General features: G+C 33.1%; 17 protein-coding genes. 6 read left to right on the forward strand and 11 right to left on the reverse strand.

Translation table 11 applies throughout. The features are described 5' to 3' along the window. Positions 1-148 precede the first annotated feature (148 nt). From FFWV33_RS15830 to FFWV33_RS19345, 5 genes are all read right to left on the reverse strand, one after another. Positions 149-994 (reverse strand): IS3 family transposase, encoded by an 846-nt coding sequence (locus FFWV33_RS15830; RefSeq protein WP_245891521.1) that lies wholly within the window; start codon positions 992-994, stop codon positions 149-151. A gap of 50 nt (positions 995-1044) precedes the next feature. After that, entirely contained in the window at positions 1045-1356 is a 312-nt protein-coding gene (locus FFWV33_RS15835) for a transposase (protein ID WP_108739487.1), read from the reverse strand. Positions 1357-1431: 75 nt separating this feature from the next. Further along, entirely contained in the window at positions 1432-1836 is a 405-nt protein-coding gene (locus FFWV33_RS15840; RefSeq protein ID WP_108741800.1) for a TIR domain-containing protein, read from the reverse strand. A gap of 3 nt (positions 1837-1839) precedes the next feature. Beyond that, a complete protein-coding gene (locus FFWV33_RS15845; RefSeq protein WP_108741801.1) occupies positions 1840-3057 on the reverse strand; it encodes a tetratricopeptide repeat-containing protein in 1218 nt (405 codons plus the stop codon). A 254-nt stretch (positions 3058-3311) separates the two neighbouring features. After that, positions 3312-3797 carry a hypothetical protein gene (locus FFWV33_RS19345; protein WP_159086055.1) on the reverse strand — a complete coding sequence of 162 codons (486 nt, stop codon included), beginning with the start codon at positions 3795-3797 and terminating at the stop codon, positions 3312-3314. Positions 3798-4503: 706 nt separating this feature from the next. Here FFWV33_RS19345 and ltrA point away from each other — a divergent pair. Next, on the forward strand, positions 4504-5799 hold the full coding sequence (gene ltrA / locus FFWV33_RS15850) for a group II intron reverse transcriptase/maturase (RefSeq protein ID WP_108739491.1): 1296 nt from the start codon (positions 4504-4506) through the stop codon (positions 5797-5799). A 76-nt stretch (positions 5800-5875) separates the two neighbouring features. Here ltrA and FFWV33_RS15855 read toward each other — a convergent pair whose 3' ends face one another. Next, positions 5876-6436: a hypothetical protein gene (locus tag FFWV33_RS15855; protein WP_108741802.1), complete on the reverse strand. Its 561-nt coding sequence runs from the start codon at positions 6434-6436 to the stop codon at positions 5876-5878. 23 nt (positions 6437-6459) lie between these two features. Beyond that, positions 6460-6729: a hypothetical protein gene (locus FFWV33_RS15860; RefSeq protein ID WP_108741803.1), complete on the reverse strand. Its 270-nt coding sequence runs from the start codon at positions 6727-6729 to the stop codon at positions 6460-6462. Between the two features lie 115 nt (positions 6730-6844). On the opposite strand from FFWV33_RS15860, the gene FFWV33_RS15865 reads away from it, so the two are divergent. From FFWV33_RS15865 to FFWV33_RS15880, 4 genes are all read left to right on the forward strand, one after another. Next, positions 6845-7237, forward strand: a complete 393-nt coding sequence (locus FFWV33_RS15865) for a helix-turn-helix domain-containing protein (protein ID WP_108739144.1) — start codon at positions 6845-6847, stop codon at positions 7235-7237. Between the two features lie 22 nt (positions 7238-7259). Then, positions 7260-7835 (forward strand): IS630 family transposase, encoded by a 576-nt coding sequence (locus tag FFWV33_RS15870; protein ID WP_159085952.1) that lies wholly within the window; start codon positions 7260-7262, stop codon positions 7833-7835. Between the two features lie 533 nt (positions 7836-8368). After that, a complete protein-coding gene (locus FFWV33_RS15875; protein ID WP_108739487.1) occupies positions 8369-8680 on the forward strand; it encodes a transposase in 312 nt (103 codons plus the stop codon). A 50-nt stretch (positions 8681-8730) separates the two neighbouring features. After that, a complete protein-coding gene (locus FFWV33_RS15880) occupies positions 8731-9576 on the forward strand; it encodes an IS3 family transposase (RefSeq protein ID WP_245891521.1) in 846 nt (281 codons plus the stop codon). Positions 9577-9590: 14 nt separating this feature from the next. Here FFWV33_RS15880 and FFWV33_RS15885 read toward each other — a convergent pair whose 3' ends face one another. Beyond that, positions 9591-9833, reverse strand: a complete 243-nt coding sequence (locus FFWV33_RS15885; RefSeq protein WP_108741804.1) for a hypothetical protein — start codon at positions 9831-9833, stop codon at positions 9591-9593. Positions 9834-9989: 156 nt separating this feature from the next. Next, the gene (locus tag FFWV33_RS19790) at positions 9990-10262 is read right to left on the reverse strand and encodes a tyrosine-type recombinase/integrase (protein WP_108741805.1); all 273 of its coding nucleotides are present in this window, start codon (positions 10260-10262) and stop codon (positions 9990-9992) included. A 1755-nt stretch (positions 10263-12017) separates the two neighbouring features. Here FFWV33_RS19790 and FFWV33_RS15895 point away from each other — a divergent pair. Beyond that, entirely contained in the window at positions 12018-12812 is a 795-nt protein-coding gene (locus FFWV33_RS15895) for a hypothetical protein (protein ID WP_108741806.1), read from the forward strand. A gap of 185 nt (positions 12813-12997) precedes the next feature. Here the strand turns inward: FFWV33_RS15895 and FFWV33_RS15900 are convergent, their stop codons facing one another. Together FFWV33_RS15900 and FFWV33_RS15905 are read right to left on the reverse strand one after the other, a co-directional pair. Beyond that, entirely contained in the window at positions 12998-13693 is a 696-nt protein-coding gene (locus FFWV33_RS15900) for a M48 family metallopeptidase (protein ID WP_108741807.1), read from the reverse strand. Continuing rightward, positions 13693-16743 carry a type I restriction endonuclease subunit R gene (locus FFWV33_RS15905; protein WP_108741808.1) on the reverse strand — a complete coding sequence of 1017 codons (3051 nt, stop codon included), beginning with the start codon at positions 16741-16743 and terminating at the stop codon, positions 13693-13695. Before FFWV33_RS15905 ends, FFWV33_RS15900 begins: the two co-directional genes overlap by 1 nt. Positions 16744-16745 lie beyond the last annotated feature (2 nt).

Below are 16745 nucleotides of genomic sequence, written 5' to 3' on the forward strand. Positions count from 1 at the left end.
GTTTATCGATATCCCCATAGTGGCGGAAGTAGAGCGGTTCCGTTCAACCGCGGTTTCATTGTTGGCTTTTCAAGCCCAACGAAACCTTAGCTGTTGGCTGTTTTGACCCCTATAAAACAAGAGTATTATTCTAAATTTCGATTATTAATTATGCGGTTAATTTTTCCAATAAAATTAGATCTTTATCTTGGTTCCATTTTTCCATTGGTGTAATACGTCCTAATAGCCCATGCAGCCTATTATTGTTATAGAAAATCACATACCTTTTTAATATCTGTTCAATTTCTCCAAAAGTTCTATAATCAACCCTTTGGAACACTTCTTTTTTTAGGATTCCATGATAAGCTTCAATATGTGCATTTTCTTCAGGTGTGGCTACATGTGTAAATTCCTGCTGAACACCTATTATACCTAGGTATTCACGAACACTTTTGGCAATAAATTGACTACCATTATCACTTCTAATAACAACGTTTTCAGGGTATTGGTATTCTAAAAATAAATCAGAAAGGAATGTTATTACTTTGTTCTGTTTTATTGAAAAAGAGAAGTAATCTTTTAAAATTCTACGGGTATGAACGTCTATGATTGATAGTAAGTAGGCATTTTTACCTACACTAGGAATCCAAACCATCTTAATATCCATTTCTATACACTGAAACGGCCTAACAGTAATAACCTTTCTATATTTTACAAACTTACGCCCAGAACCACTCCTGTTTATCCTATTTTCGAGTTTTAACAAGCCTTCTTCTTTCATAATTCGGTAAAGCTTTTTGTGATTAATCTTATATCCATCTCGATGTAAGTAAGAAGTCATTAAGCGGTATCCGCAGTCTATAAACTCATGGCTTAAAATCTCTTTAACCGATGCTATAACAGTTTCTTGACTCACCATTCCCTTGAACTTATTATAAGTAAAGACACTAGGCTTATTACCTTTTTTGCCAAGACTTGGCCTTCGGTAATAGCTGCTTTGATTCATACCTAACATACAAATGACTTTGCTTTTACTGATTTTATGTTTGCTACAGATACTATCAACTAAATCTTTCTTGGATCGGACGTCCCAAACTTTTTTTTTAAAAGTTCACGTCCAATTTCTAGTTCAATTTCTTTATTAGCTAATAATTTACGTAGAATTCTGTTCTCTTCCTCAGCTTGCTTTAACTCTTTGCTACGATCGTCATAAGTAACTTTTAAGCCTGCCTCTCCTTGTTTTTCATGCTTCTTCTTCCAACTATACAAACTTCCTGTACTAACACTGTATTTACGACAGGTTTCTACAACGCCTAAATCTTCGCAAGAAGATAAAATTTCCAACTTCTCTTCTAAACTCCATTTCTTGTATTTCATATCTCAAATGTACTATTTGAAATTTAGAATATCACTCTGAACTTATAAGGGGCTAAAATATTGGCAGACGGTTTTTTATTTAGCGTACGCTCTTATTGCTTCAACTATACTTTCCGTATTCCATCTTACATCAATTTTAGAATATTTTGTAACTGTTGCTGAAATTCTTTCTTGACCTCTTGGTATTACTCCAATAACTGGAATATCATTTAAATATGCAGTTTCGACTTCCCAAGCAATCCAATCTGAATACGATGCATACATTCCTGCAATTGCTAAAACAACATCAGAATCTGTTATTTTGGCTTTAAGAACTTTTTTAATATATGATGCATTTTCTGAATTTATTGGAACATCATTACCCGCTTCTTGAAAGACAACATTAAAATAACCTCTTTCCTCTAATAAACCTCTTAATTTTATTAGATCATCAGGGTAACTCCAAGAGTGACTAATGAAAATTTTATAATTTTTTGCCATTTTTTATTTTATTATTTCGATTAATTGTTTTTTACTATTTTCAAATGTTTCTTTTTCCCAATCCAATGAGTTCTCTAAAAATTTATTTTCAAATTCCAATGCTTTATCATTCATTTCAATTGATAGATAACAATGTGATAAACTTGCATAAATCCATTTCATATCTGTTCTATTTACGAATTCATCGTCATTAACTTCATTTTCTAAATTTTGAATTATTTTCTGTCTGGTCTTTTTTGCTTCAAAATTGCAATAAATTTTCTCATCATTTTCTTCTATTACTTTTGATTTTAAATTTAAGCAAAAAGCATAATTTTCTCCTGTATAATAATTCTCATTTATGTTCCATCCTTTGCCATAATTTTCAATAGCACGATTTAGAAATTCTACATCATTATTCAATAAATACAATCTTTTATATATCGCCCCAATAATCCCAAGAGTTTCAGGGTCAATTGATGGTAATAAATCTTCAATGATATTTAATGCATCTGTCAAAGCAAGACTTTCAGATGGTTCTTTTGATTTGTATCGACAGAGTGATTTTTGTTGGACAAAATAAGTTTCACTTTCGATTATTTTACTTGCTTTATCCCAATATTTATAAGCATTTGAAAAATCATTTTCTTCCATTAAATTTTTTGCTTTTTCTACCATTGCAAAAATATGCTTTTCTTTATCTGCGAGTTCAGTAATAATACTTTTGAACTCTCCTTCTGGTAATTTTGGAGGCTCTATAGAATTAAAAAATTCATAAAGCGGACTATCCGCTTGTTGATTTTTGGTAATTGAATTAATTAAAGCGCTTAAATCTTTTACGCAACGTTCAGCTTCATCACTTCCAATATCTTCGCCTAAATGCGTATATTTAAATGTACGAGTATGGTCTAAATCAAAAGGAACTCTACCTTCTCTTTCTTTTATTACTATTGTTGAAAACGGTTTTACAGCGTGTCTAATTCCTAACTCGTAAATCGCATTTGGATTAAAAGTTGAAATATCTGCAATTACCAAATCAGATTGAATTAGAAGGGCATACATACTTCTATCAATAATGCCACTATCTTGAATTTCATCAGCTCTTACACATTCAAATTCTGAAAGTAATACAGCTGGTTGAATTATATTTTTATAAGTTTTATCTAAATCTAAAGTTTTTCCTGTTGATGGGTCAGTTTTCTTTCCGAATCCCATAATTACAAAACATATTTTTTTCTTCATATTTTCTTTCTATTTTTTCTGTTTCTGCGGTAAACTGTCTGCCAACGTGTCGCGGCTTGCAGAAGTGGCGAACTTCGTGACCGATTATTTTCGGCTAAGATAAAATTTCTTGCGACAGATGAACGTGAATTTACCACATATTTCGCCATTTTTGCAAACCGCTGTTATGCCTTCGGTTTTTTATTTATTTCAATTTTCACTTTTCGGTATAGTATACCTATTATTTCCCTATCGCTATTCATGTTGCAGCAATGTTAGTTGTCAATGAAGTATTTAATTATAAATCCAATTATAAAACTAATTAGCGCTATGTACCATCTAAATCTAATATCCCAATTACCAAGTCTTAAATTGTCGCTTGTTAAGTTGCGAATTTGGTCTTCTTTAATTCTTATTGATTTTTGGTATTCAAAAGCTTCTTTTTGGAGTTTCAGGTTATCTATTTCAAGTTTTTCTTTTGCATCGTTTTTGTGGATAAGTTCTATTTTTTCTTTTTCAGATTTTTTTATATACTTATTCCAACCTCCGTAATTTATAATTTCATAAGCTCGTGACAATAAATATATTCTATCATTTTGGTCTGTATCAATTAATGATTCAGAACGTAGTTTTTTAAATAAAGTTGAGCACATAGAATTACTTAATGTTTTTTTATCAAGCCCTTTTAATTCTAATTCCCGTACATCCTCACCGTTATTGATTCGGTTAATATTAAAGTCTATAAGTTCATTAACATTCATATTTGATTCGGTATTTATATTTTTTAAACTGAGGCATAACGTGTCGCGGCTTGCAGAAGTGGCGAACTTCGTAACCGATTATTTTCGGCTAAGATAAATTTCCTGCGAAAGATTAACGTGATTTTACCACATATTTCGCCATTTATGCAAACCGCTGTGTGTGCCCTGCATGAGCAGGAAGCAGATTGTAAATCGTTTGTTCACGATTCGAAATTAAACATTTTGAATTAGAAAACAAATCCTACAGTCTGATATTTTTCCAGAGGGTGCAAGTCCCTTATGAGCGGATTGAAAACCCGAATCATTAGTACGTCGCAAGGTGGTTTATCGTGAGGTATGCACTGAAGGCAGCGAAACGACAAAATCCGGTACTGACGTACAGGAACGTCATATGAGGCAAGTTAACGAGGATAAGCGTCCACAGCAACGTAACGTCCGAAGATTATCAAAATCGTTGATTTGTAGATGACGCAGGAATCGGAGGAAGGAAGAAGCTCTTACCGGGGGAGGTCTTGACAACTACGAGTTGGTTAGGTCAAGAAGTCAGCAGAAGTCATAGTACTTGTGGCAACGAGTTGCAAATAGAAACTGCATAGGTCTCACAATCAAGGAAGGACAGAACGCATTGAGGTTCTTAATTTTCAACGGAATGACGCAAGTTATAGCCCTGAAAAACAAGAACAGGTTAACCGATTAAAACAACAAAATGATTGCACGAGTAGTACATCCTTACAATCTTCAAAAAGCATTGGAACATGTTATTTCCAATCGAGGCAGTGCAGGCGTTGATGGCGTAAAAGTCAGCCAACTCAAAGAAGGTTTTCCGAAACGAAAACCACAACTGCTAGAAGATATTGCAAACGGAAACTACTGCTCACAACCCATTTTGGGAGTAGAAATTCCTAAGGGGAACGGCAAAGTCCGTCTTTTGGGAGTTCCTACCACTACCGACCGAGTGTTGCAACAAGCCGTATCGCAGGTTATAGCACCATTATTCGAAACCGAGTTTAGTAGCAATAGTTTTGGATTTCGCCCCAACAAGAATGCCCGACAAGCCGTTGGACAATCACGGGACTACATCCATCAAGGGTTGAACCACATTGTGGACATTGACCTCAAGAACTTCTTTGATGAAGTAGACCATTGTTTATTACTGAATTTAGTCTATCGAAAAGTGAAATGTAAAACTACGATGCGACTCATCCGAAAATGGTTGCGTGCGCCAATACAAATCAAAGGAAAACTACAGAAAAGACGCAAGGGCGTTCCGCAAGGAAGTCCACTCAGTCCGTTATTGTCGAATATTCTACTCCATGAATTGGACAAAGAAATGACAAGACGCAAATACAAATTTGTACGTTATGCCGATGATTTTAGTATTTATTGTACGAGCCACAACGGGGCAAAAGCGACAGCACAAGCACTTGTTAAATTCTTGAAAACAAAGCTCAAACTGACCATCAACGAGGAGAAAAGCGGGATAAAACGTCCTGTTCACTTCACGATTTTGGGATTCGGATTTGTGCCAACTTACAAGAAAGGAAGCAAGAACGATTATCAATTGGTAGTGGCAGAAAAAGCATGGAAGAAACTAAAAGAAAAGCTCAAAAGCATTAGCCGTAAAACCGCACCAGTCAAACTAGAAGACCGTATTGCCAAGATAAACGAAATTCAGCGAGGATGGTTAAACTATTTTCGGGGAACAAGTATCATGGGAAAATTACGTGACATAGATGGCTGGTTAAGAAACCGACTTCGGTACTGCATTTGGCACGACTGGAAAAAACCCGAACGGAAAAGGAAAAACCTCATACGACTAGGAATTGACCAAGACCACGCCTATGCATGGAGTCGGACTCGAAAAGGTGGTTGGGCGATTGCTCAGAGTCCAATTTTGGGGTCTACCATCACTTTGAAGCGCTTAAAACAAAAAGGGTATCAATCATTAACCGATGTTTATATCGAACTTAACCCATCTCTTTGCGAACCGCCGAATACGTGACCCGTACGTTCGGTGGTGTGAGAGGCGCAGTCCGTCCTATTCGGGGCGGACCCGTCTACTCGATTAGCAGATGTTTTTATTTTTCAGTGTCAGTTTCAGGAAACGCATAATATATTCTTGAATATCCATTAGCTTTTAAATCACAGTTTATATATTGAACGTATTTATTGTTTGCAATGTCTTGATATTTAAAACATAATATTAAAAGATTTTCTGAACTTTTTGTATCATGTAAAATAAAATTTAACCTTAAAGTACTATTTTTTCTTAAATGAAAATATTCAAAAGCTTTTCGATTAATAATTTCAATATTTTTAGTTTCTGACAACATAGTAATAGAACCATTTAAAGCATTATTGCTAGATTCATTACTAACTATAATGCTGTTTATAGACTTATCTGTATCTTCAGTAATTATTTGTTGTTCTTTTGTAGGCTGGGTAAACTTTAAAATAGGTTTTATACTTTCTAAAAATCGTGTTTTTTCTATTTCAAAAAGTTTAGTTTGTGTATCTTGAACTTCTTTTTGAGATTTAAGTGTTTGATATAAATAATAAGCAGTAATTGATGTTACTATTGCCACAAACCAATCTGAAACGGTTCCCCAAATTTCTGGGTCAAAATATAAAAATAGCATAGTTGAAATTTGGTTTTAAATTTTTATTTTAGATTTATAAGTTTATTGCGAATTTGATTCAATTTAAAAGTTCCATGACCAATACTTTCGTGACGCATATAAACTTCATTTTCATCATATTTAATTCCCATTGACCTTCTTTCAAAATTTTGTAATTCTTCAAATTCAGCGTTAAATTCTTCTATTTTTAGATCAATAAAAATTATGAAGTTATCTATAAACTCATTTCGGTCTTTAAATTTTAAAATTTCTTTCTCGCTTCGAAATAAAATCACATAATTTTCATTTTCCAAAACAACATTCTTTACTTGCAAAAAATTATCGAAAACAATTGGACTAAGTAATAAGAATAAAATAATGTCGTATTTTGTTGTTAATATATGAAAAATTTACTATATTTATCTCATTATGAGATATGTAACACTAAAAGAAGAAGAGGTTTTGGTACTAGAGCACCTTTACCAAAATAGCCCTAATAATACTGTTAGGAAACGTAGTCAATGCCTTGTTTTATCACATCAAAGACACAAGATTAAAGACTTGGCTTCTATTTTTAAAGTCAGTCGCAGAACGATTGAACGTTGGTTTGATAGTTGGGCTAGTATTGGGGTTGATTCTCTTGCTATATCAGAAGGAAGAGGAGCAAAAACTCTTTTAAAAGACTATACGGAAGAAGTTTCCAAGCAATTAGAACTTCACAATAGAAATTTAAAAAATGTATTAATTTACTTTGAGGAGCAACACAATATTGTCATCTGCAAAAAGACTTTGCAGAATTTTTTAAAAGTTACTGGGCTATAAGTGGAAAAGAGCTAGACTCTCTTTGAAAGGCAAACGCAACGAAGAACAATTTAGATTTAAACAAGAGCAGATAGAAACATTAAAGAGTTTGGAAGATAGCGGTTATATTGATTTATATTTTGGAGACCAAAGTCATTTTGGACTCTCTCCTAATGTGCCTTATGCTTGGCAAACAAAGGATAATCCAATTTTGTTACCCGCTGCTAAAGGTAAATATCAGAATGTAGTTGGATTAATGACCCGTAAAAATAAACTCTATTTCGAAACACTTGAAACAACCTTTAATTCAGATAGAATCATCAGTTTTATGAATCGATTTGTGGAACAAACCATTAAAAAAACCATTGTAATTCTTGACAATTCTCCCATACACAAATCAAAGAAGTTTATGGCTAAAATAGAACAATGGAAAGAAAAAGATGTTTTAATTTACTTTTTGCCACCTTATTCTCCAGAGTTAAACCTGATTGAAATTCTATGGCGGAGAATAAAATATCAATGGTTAGATTTTGATGCTTATAAATCATTCGAAAACCTCAAAGAAAAATTAAATTTTGTCCTGACTAATTTTGGAATAAAATACGACATTAAATTTTAACCATTACTTATCTTTTAATTGTACTTTAAATTTTATATTAAACATAGAAGACAATTTTTCATAAATTTCTTCGTGAGTTGGTTTGTCTTTCAACTTCATAGAATTCGTCGTTTTTTTTCAAAATATCTGCTAACGTGTCGCGGCTTGCAGAAGTGGCGAACTTCGTGACCGTTTATTTTCGGCTAAGATAAAATTTCTTGCGAAAGATAAACGTGAATTTACCACATATTTCGCCATTTTTGCAAACCGCTGTTGGCAGTAGTACTAATTACGTTCTCTTGTTTCATTTGTAATTTCGTCAACCGATATGTTATAAAAGCTAAAAATAGATTCGACACTTTTAATATTAGCTATTTCCCAAAAATTCCTGTATTCGTATTCATTATAGTTACTAATATATTTTTTGTAATCATTTATTATCAGTATTACTCTCAACGTTCCTAAATAATTGAATTTGATTCCTAGTTCAGTTATATTTTAGCCCCTTATAAGTTCAGAGTGATATTCTAAATTTCAAATAGTACATTTGAGATATGAAATACAAGAAATGGAGTTTAGAAGAGAAGTTGGAAATTTTATCTTCTTGCGAAGATTTAGGCGTTGTAGAAACCTGTCGTAAATACAGTGTTAGTACAGGAAGTTTGTATAGTTGGAAGAAGAAGCATGAAAAACAAGGAGAGGCAGGCTTAAAAGTTACTTATGACGATCGTAGCAAAGAGTTAAAGCAAGCAGAGGAAGAGAACAGAATTCTACGTAAATTATTAGCTAATAAAGAAATTGAACTAGAAATTGGACGTGAACTTTTAAAAAAAAAGTTTGGGACGTCCGATCCAAGAAAGATTTAGTTGATAGTATCTGTAGCAAACATAAAATCAGTAAAAGCAAAGTCATTTGTATGTTAGGTATGAATCAAAGCAGCTATTACCGAAGGCCAAGTCTTGGCAAAAAAGGTAATAAGCCTAGTGTCTTTACTTATAATAAGTTCAAGGGAATGGTGAGTCAAGAAACTGTTATAGCATCGGTTAAAGAGATTTTAAGCCATGAGTTTATAGACTGCGGATACCGCTTAATGACTTCTTACTTACATCGAGATGGATATAAGATTAATCACAAAAAGCTTTACCGAATTATGAAAGAAGAAGGCTTGTTAAAACTCGAAAATAGGATAAACAGGAGTGGTTCTGGGCGTAAGTTTGTAAAATATAGAAAGGTTATTACTGTTAGGCCGTTTCAGTGTATAGAAATGGATATTAAGATGGTTTGGATTCCTAGTGTAGGTAAAAATGCCTACTTACTATCAATCATAGACGTTCATACCCGTAGAATTTTAAAAGATTACTTCTCTTTTTCAATAAAACAGAACAAAGTAATAACATTCCTTTCTGATTTATTTTTAGAATACCAATACCCTGAAAACGTTGTTATTAGAAGTGATAATGGTAGTCAATTTATTGCCAAAAGTGTTCGTGAATACCTAGGTATAATAGGTGTTCAGCAGGAATTTACACATGTAGCCACACCTGAAGAAAATGCACATATTGAAGCTTATCATGGAATCCTAAAAAAAGAAGTGTTCCAAAGGGTTGATTATAGAACTTTTGGAGAAATTGAACAGATATTAAAAAGGTATGTGATTTTCTATAACAATAATAGGCTGCATGGGCTATTAGGACGTATTACACCAATGGAAAAATGGAACCAAGATAAAGATCTAATTTTATTGGAAAAATTAACCGCATAATTAATAATCGAAATTTAGAATAATACTCTTGTTTTATAGGGGTCAAAACAAGTTACAGCTTCCATATAGTTATCTGGAATAATTTTTTCTAATTCAGAAATGTTTGTAATTCCATATTTTTCTAATTCATATAAAATGTCAATTTCATTAGAATCATAATCTCCAAAACCTTCATATATAAAATCAGGAATTAATTTTGAGAATTTCAGTTTTAAAAATTCTTTCAAATCTGTTATATTTATTTCAGTATTTTTCATTATTTATTTTAAGTTGCGATAGATTCATGACTCTGCGGAAGTATTACTGCCAACTCGTATATAAGCGAACCAAACCTTCTCAAAGACACCCATAATCGGGTGGATAAGCGAAGGTTTGGTTCGCTTTATTTATAATTCAAATATATAAATTTAAACTTACAAATCATCAAATGGACTTTTTATTTGCTGTAAATTTTTAGTGCTTAAATGCGTATAAATTTCTGTGATTTTACTGCTATTGTGGTCTAACCATCCTTGAATGCAGTGCATATTTGCTACCCTCTCTAGTACATGTATAGCAAAGCTGTACCTCAGCCAATGTAAAGTGGTGCGTTTTGTAATTCTACATTTTACAAATATTGTCTTAGTATAAGTTAAAAGCTTCCAGCATTTTAAGGCTGTCCTTTTGTTTGATTTTTCAGTAAATATTTTTCTATTTGAATATAATCAAACAGTCTTGAAGCATATCTAATATTTTTGGACTCAAAGGCACAATTCTATCTTTTTTAGCCGTAGAATTTATGAGTAAAACTAAGTTTCTTTTAGAATCGATATAAACTGGTTTTAATGCTAATAATTCTCCACAGCTAAAAACAGCAACTGTAAATCATATTCAACATCATTTTATGTTTTATTTTGCTATGCGCATTCAAAATCAATTTGATGTCCTCTTTACTTAATACATTAGATAATAGTTTGGCTCTTTTTGGATGATGTATTTTATCTATTTCTATTTTTTAATTATGTATAATTTTGAAAAACAGCTCTATATCGTTCCTTATCAGGTATTGATATAAAGTCTAAAGATTAAACCTCAAAATGTATTCGTTGTCATAAATAATTACATCTTCATTATCAATTTCGGCAGCTGTTTTTTTCTAAAGAAAATTAGAAAAGATTTTAAAGCTTCGCTGTAGTTTTTGACCATGCTCTCAATATAAAGCTTGGAACGCAAATAGTTTTTAAATTTTTAAATTTTTCTACTGCTTCTACTGAAGGAATAGTGCGCCATACAGTAATAATGTTAAATCTAACTATATTTTCTTTGGTATGGGGAAGATGCTAGGCTACTAGCGTTTGGTTCCACCGTGCTCCTCCAAATTATTTGACTCGGAAAGTGAAATCAACATTTTTTTCAAAATAAACGGATACCCGTTTCTCTACTTTGTGTTTTATTGGTTAGGCTGACTATTTAATATTATGTTGATTTTCTGATTTAAAAATGCAGATGTTTTATTTCACAATAAATTGTAATAACTATATTAATATTTCATCTCAAGTTTAGGAAATGAATAGGATAATGTTGTGCCTTTGCTTCTGTGTGAAGGTGGGAAATAGAAATATTTTATATAAAACCCGTAAAGAAAAGGTGCCACTAGACATGCAAATAAAACCTGAAGTACCAGGTAAGCTAAATTTTTACAATTAGTTTGATTCTTAAGTTTTTCAATAGGTACATAATTCAGTTTAGCATTTATCCTTTTCTGTTGTATCAATTTTCAATTTTTCAAAGATTGGAGATGTCAACTTTGATAAGGGACATGCATAATTTGGTGTCCCATAACCTGAGTCCAATGTAAATGCTGCGGCAATGATTTATATATAGGTTACATGACGGGAAATAATCATCTTTATATTAAAATTTGATAGCTTATAAAGAATTCCACATAGCTAACTTCTTCAAATCATGCATAAAATGGTTTGTAAATTGTTCAGTCAAGGTCACAAAAGCTCCAAATGAAAATTTGGAGCTTTTTTTTTGGTTAAATGTGTAACTAATTATTGTTCACTACACAATCAAAATTTCGAATTTGTTACTTTTATATAATTGATTCAAGATAATACCACCTCGACATTAAATGCACAATAATTGTTATTTTCCTTTTAACTCCCACTCTACTCTTCCCTCGTCATATTGATTGATTTCCAAGTACTTGCTTGCAGTTTGGCTACCTGCGATATGATTCCGATAATTAGGTTTTATTGTGCGGTGTTATAAGACTTCAAAACAATTCTAAAACAGAAAATTGGGAAACTGAAGGCTTAATTTTAAGTATAAATACTAATTCAACTAAAAGCTAATAAGGATTACAATTTCAACTTACTAAAATATTTCATACATTTGAATCAAAGGACTACCTTATTATTAGCGTACTCTGTACAATTTAATTTTTAAACAATTGTATGACAAAGAATCCAAACATTGATCAACCGCAAAATCATGTTGTTACTTACCTCAAATTACGATTATCTATTGGGTTAATAGGAATATTGCTTCCATTTGTACTTTGGGCGGGTAATACGCTACTAAATTCGTTCAATGTTCTTAACAATACCTATTGGATTAAGTTTAACGGTGTATACGCACCGCAATCCAATCTAAAATATTCAATCAGTCACTTTTATTATTCTACGGTGGGAGAGCTATTTACAGGCGCTCTCAGCGCAGTGGCGCTATTTCTTTTTTGTTATCGAGGATATCCAAGGCCAACTTATGGCAAGTACCATTTTATACCCGGTGATAATTTCATGGCTAATCTAGCAGGAATACTCGCTATAATTGTCGTGATTTTCCCAACAAGCTCAGAAGAAATCAAAGACAATATGCGGTCGTATATCAGTAGCGAAAATGCTGGATATATTCATTATGCGGCTGCTGCCCTATTTTTTCTACTCTTGTCTCTTTTCTCGTTTGTTAATTTTCGAAGGACAAAACGTCCAGAGGATTTTGGTAAAATGAAATCGCATCCTATTTATAAATATTGTGGTTTAGTGATGTTGGGCAGCATGCTCATTTTGTTAATCCTATTTGTATTAGAAAAAACAAACATTGATGTGAGTTGGTCTCAAACGTATAACATTACCTTTTGGTTAGAAACCATTATGCTGGTTGCCTTTGGGATTTCGTGGGTTGTAAAAGGAAAAATCGACCAATCAGTGATCAATAAAAATATTTTTGGAAATGGAGTTAAGGGATAATTTATCTGTAAAATTAAAATTACTATAGAATATAAAAATACAAATTGACATTTAACATCATATACCTTAAAATCAATTAACTGCAAAAACTGAATTCTAACTAATAATAGTGCTGTTACTTTTTTTTTAACAATGCACAGAACGTTACGTTATCATTACCTAAGTTAAAGAACTAGGTTCCAGGTCTAAAGTGGTAATTCATTCAAAATTTTCTTTTGTACCCTCCATTCTGGCATAAAGCGATCCATGAGTAGCACAAAATTCTTATTGTGTTTACGCTCTAGCAAATGAACCAATTCGTGAACCACTATGTACTCAATGCATTCCAAAGGCTTTTTTGCTAATTCAATATTAAAAAGCAATCGATTTGTCGTGGTGGTACAACTTCCCCACTTCGTTTTCATTTTTTGAATTTTAAAAGCAGGATAAGGCAGTTGCATTTTAGTTGCATGAAGACTAACTAATGCTTCTATTTTTAGCCGTAGTTCTTTACGGTAGAAATCATATAAAGTTTTTTGTTTCTGCGCTACTGTGGCATCTTTTACGGCATATAGAACTATTTTATTATGCTGTAATACGATTTTAGACCTTTTTGCTTCTTCTATTTGTAGCAAGTAACGCTTTCCAAAGAACTGATGGCTTTCTTTAGTAAGGTATAATTTCTCGGCTTCACGATCTTGACTGGCAATTTTCTTTTGCTCTCTTTTTATCCACGCCAATTTGGTAGCCAAATAGATGGCTACTTTCTCTAGATCATAGAAATCAGGTGAAGAAACAGTCACTTTCCCGAAGGGTGGATGCACACTCAAATGCAAGTTTTTTATTGGTTTAAATTGAACCTCAACGCTAACTGAGCCAACATTTACTATAGTGATGCTCATTAATATTCGTCTTTATGTATCTCAATTATGTGATATACTTGATTGGCTAATTCTTCATTTTGAATTATATCATTTATGGCTTTTTTTACCTTGCGCTGCTTCATCATATTTTCCCTAAAGCCATCTTGCTTAGCATATTGTACAGCTTCATCGCAAACCATAGCCAGTTTCTCGTCTTCTAGCAAATGATATAATGCAACTTTCCCTTTAGAATTCAATGCTTCCGGAATATCTTCCTGTTGTCCTTTATTAACCATTTTCGATAGCTCAGCCATTTGAAGCAAGTACTCTTGGTAGGTAATCATTTCCCTCTTTCTAGCTTCAATCAATTCTTGTAACAAAAGTGACATTTTTTCAAAATACTTGGGGTCTAAAAGGTGTTCTTCTACAATCTTGCTACGAACATTGTTTTCCATGACCTCAGAAACAGCTTCTTTATTTCCTCGGATAGATTTAGGTAAAGCATCTATTGCTTTGTCCATATCCGTCTCCATCAAATCTAACAATGAAATATCATCAAAAGGGGTGATTTTCTCTGATTCTTCTGCTCTGATGTATGTATCGATTAAAAAGCGCATATCTGCTTCGTACTGCTTCAAATCAATCACTTCATTACTAGCAATCCTTATTATTTCTCTTAGGCTTAAATAGTGTTCTAACTTGTCTTTGAAGCGTTTGATGCTTTTAGCATCATAACCCGCATTTTCAAAATCAGCTGCCATGTTAGCGTAAGCTCGAATGTATTCCACTATGGATTTATACAACGCCATTCGTTTGTATTCATTGCCTTTTAATTCTTCGGCTATCTCAGTATTACCACAGAAAAAACGAATATAATTCAAATCGTTTTTTGGACTTTCTACATTTTCGCAAATTGCTTCGACCGTTTCCATTGCGACTTCTAATCGATCAGCGGCGACTTTGATACGATCTTTTAATTGAATCGATACTTCCTCGTTGGTAAATCCTTCACTGTCTAATTCTGAAGTATAAACATCAATGGCATCAGTAACTTTACCAAATAATTCCATATAATCGACGATGTATCCATAGTCTTTATCATCTGTATCCAAACGGTTCACGCGACAAATGGCTTGAAACAAGGTATGATCTTGCATTTTTTTATCAATGTAAATATAGGAACAAGGTGGCGAATCAAAACCAGTCAACAATTTAGAAACTACAATAAGTAATTTCATTCTTGCAGGTTCTTTTCTGAATTGTTCTTTTACATCCGATTCGTAGGTTTCCGTTTTGGATTTATTTCCTTTTGGACTAACATTTTTTAGTAAATCAGTATAAACCTTATAAATAAATTCCTTATCCGTATCGGTATCAGCACCTGTATCTTCGAGGCTCACATCACGAGCCAATGGATTATAAGATGTTACCACCGCACACCTATTCTTGAATTCGGTATTTAGAAATAATTGATAATACTTGGCTGCCTCATAAATAGAGGAAGCTACCAAAATAGCATTTCCTGTTTCGTGTTTTAACCTTGGTTTAGTACTAAAATCCAATAGAATATCTGCAACAATTTTCTCCATTCTACTCTTGGAACTCAGTACATTTTGCATCGTACCCCATTTCTTTTTGATTTCATTTTTCTGGAAATCATTTAAGGCAGCTGTTTTTGCCTCAAACCATTGATCGACCTTTATCTGAGACGTCAAATTCTGTTCAATAGATCGTCCTTCATACATTAAATCTTTAACTACTCCATCTATTACCGCTTCGTTGAATTTGTACGTATGAATGTAGCGACCAAAAACATGTTGTGATGTTTTTTTATCTTGTTTTAATAAAGGGGTACCAGTGAAACCAATAAAAACGGCATTGTGTAATGCTGCTTTCATAATTTCGTTCAGTTTCCCGCCTTGGGAACGGTGACATTCATCTACAAAGACAAAAATCTCGCCTTGTGTCTGGATAGGATTATCTTTAAGTTCTTTAAGAAATACATCATAATCCGTTTCCCCTTTATTCCCGAACTTATGAATCAACGAACAAATCAATCTTGGTCGAGACGATTGCAAATACCCCATCAAATCTTTTCCTGATTTGGCTTTGGCAATATCAGTTTCGCCAACATCGTTAAAGACCCGTTCTATTTGATCGTCCAATTCAGATCGATCTGTCATGATTACAATACGTGAATTAGGTATATTTTCTAATATCCATTTTCCTAGCATCACCATCATCAGCGATTTTCCTGATCCTTGTGTGTGCCATATAATTCCGCCTTCTCTTCGTCTGACAAAGTCTTGTGCTTCTTTCAAACAAAAATATTGGTGTGGTCGTGGTAATTTTTTAATTCCAGCATCAAAAATAACCCCATTGTATAAGATATCTAACAGTCGCTCTTTATCACATAACTTTTTCAGGTATTTGTCTAATTTGTATTCATGATTTTCGTTCTCATCTTCCTTCCAAGACAAATAATATTTTTCGGGTGTTTCAATAGTACCGTAACGTAAACCTTGTGTATTATTCCCTGCCAGAACAATTTGAGTGGTGGTGAAAAACCATTCACTAAACTTCCCTTGCTGGTTGGAAATGTTCTGTCGAATACTCTCGGCTATATCTACTGTTCCTCGTTTTAATTCTAATATCCCAACTGCGATTCCATTGATGTACAACACAATATCTGGTCGCCTGCTGTGTTCGGTGTTATTTAAGGTTACTTCTTCAGCAATAGCAAAGTTATTCTTCTCCCAATTGTGCCAATCAATAGGAAAAACAGTATCAAACTGTTCCCCCAACTCTGGACGCGCTTTTACACCATATCGCAACAAATTGTACATTTTCTTGTTACGATCGTACAAATTACCACTGTGACTGTTCGCCAATTGACTAACTTCACTTACGGCTTTGTTTATCAAGGTTTCTGTGTAGCCTTGTTTCAGTAAAAAAGCACGCAAGTACTCTTGTTCTACATTACTATTATTAGGTCGCTCTTCCCAGTTTCCATAGTAAGTGTAATCAAATTGTTCTGTAAACAATTTGATGATGCGGTTTTGGGTGATGCGTTCTATTGGGTTAAGCATGT

The organism is Flavobacterium faecale, assembly GCF_003076455.1.
GTDB classification, from domain to species: domain Bacteria; phylum Bacteroidota; class Bacteroidia; order Flavobacteriales; family Flavobacteriaceae; genus Flavobacterium; species Flavobacterium faecale.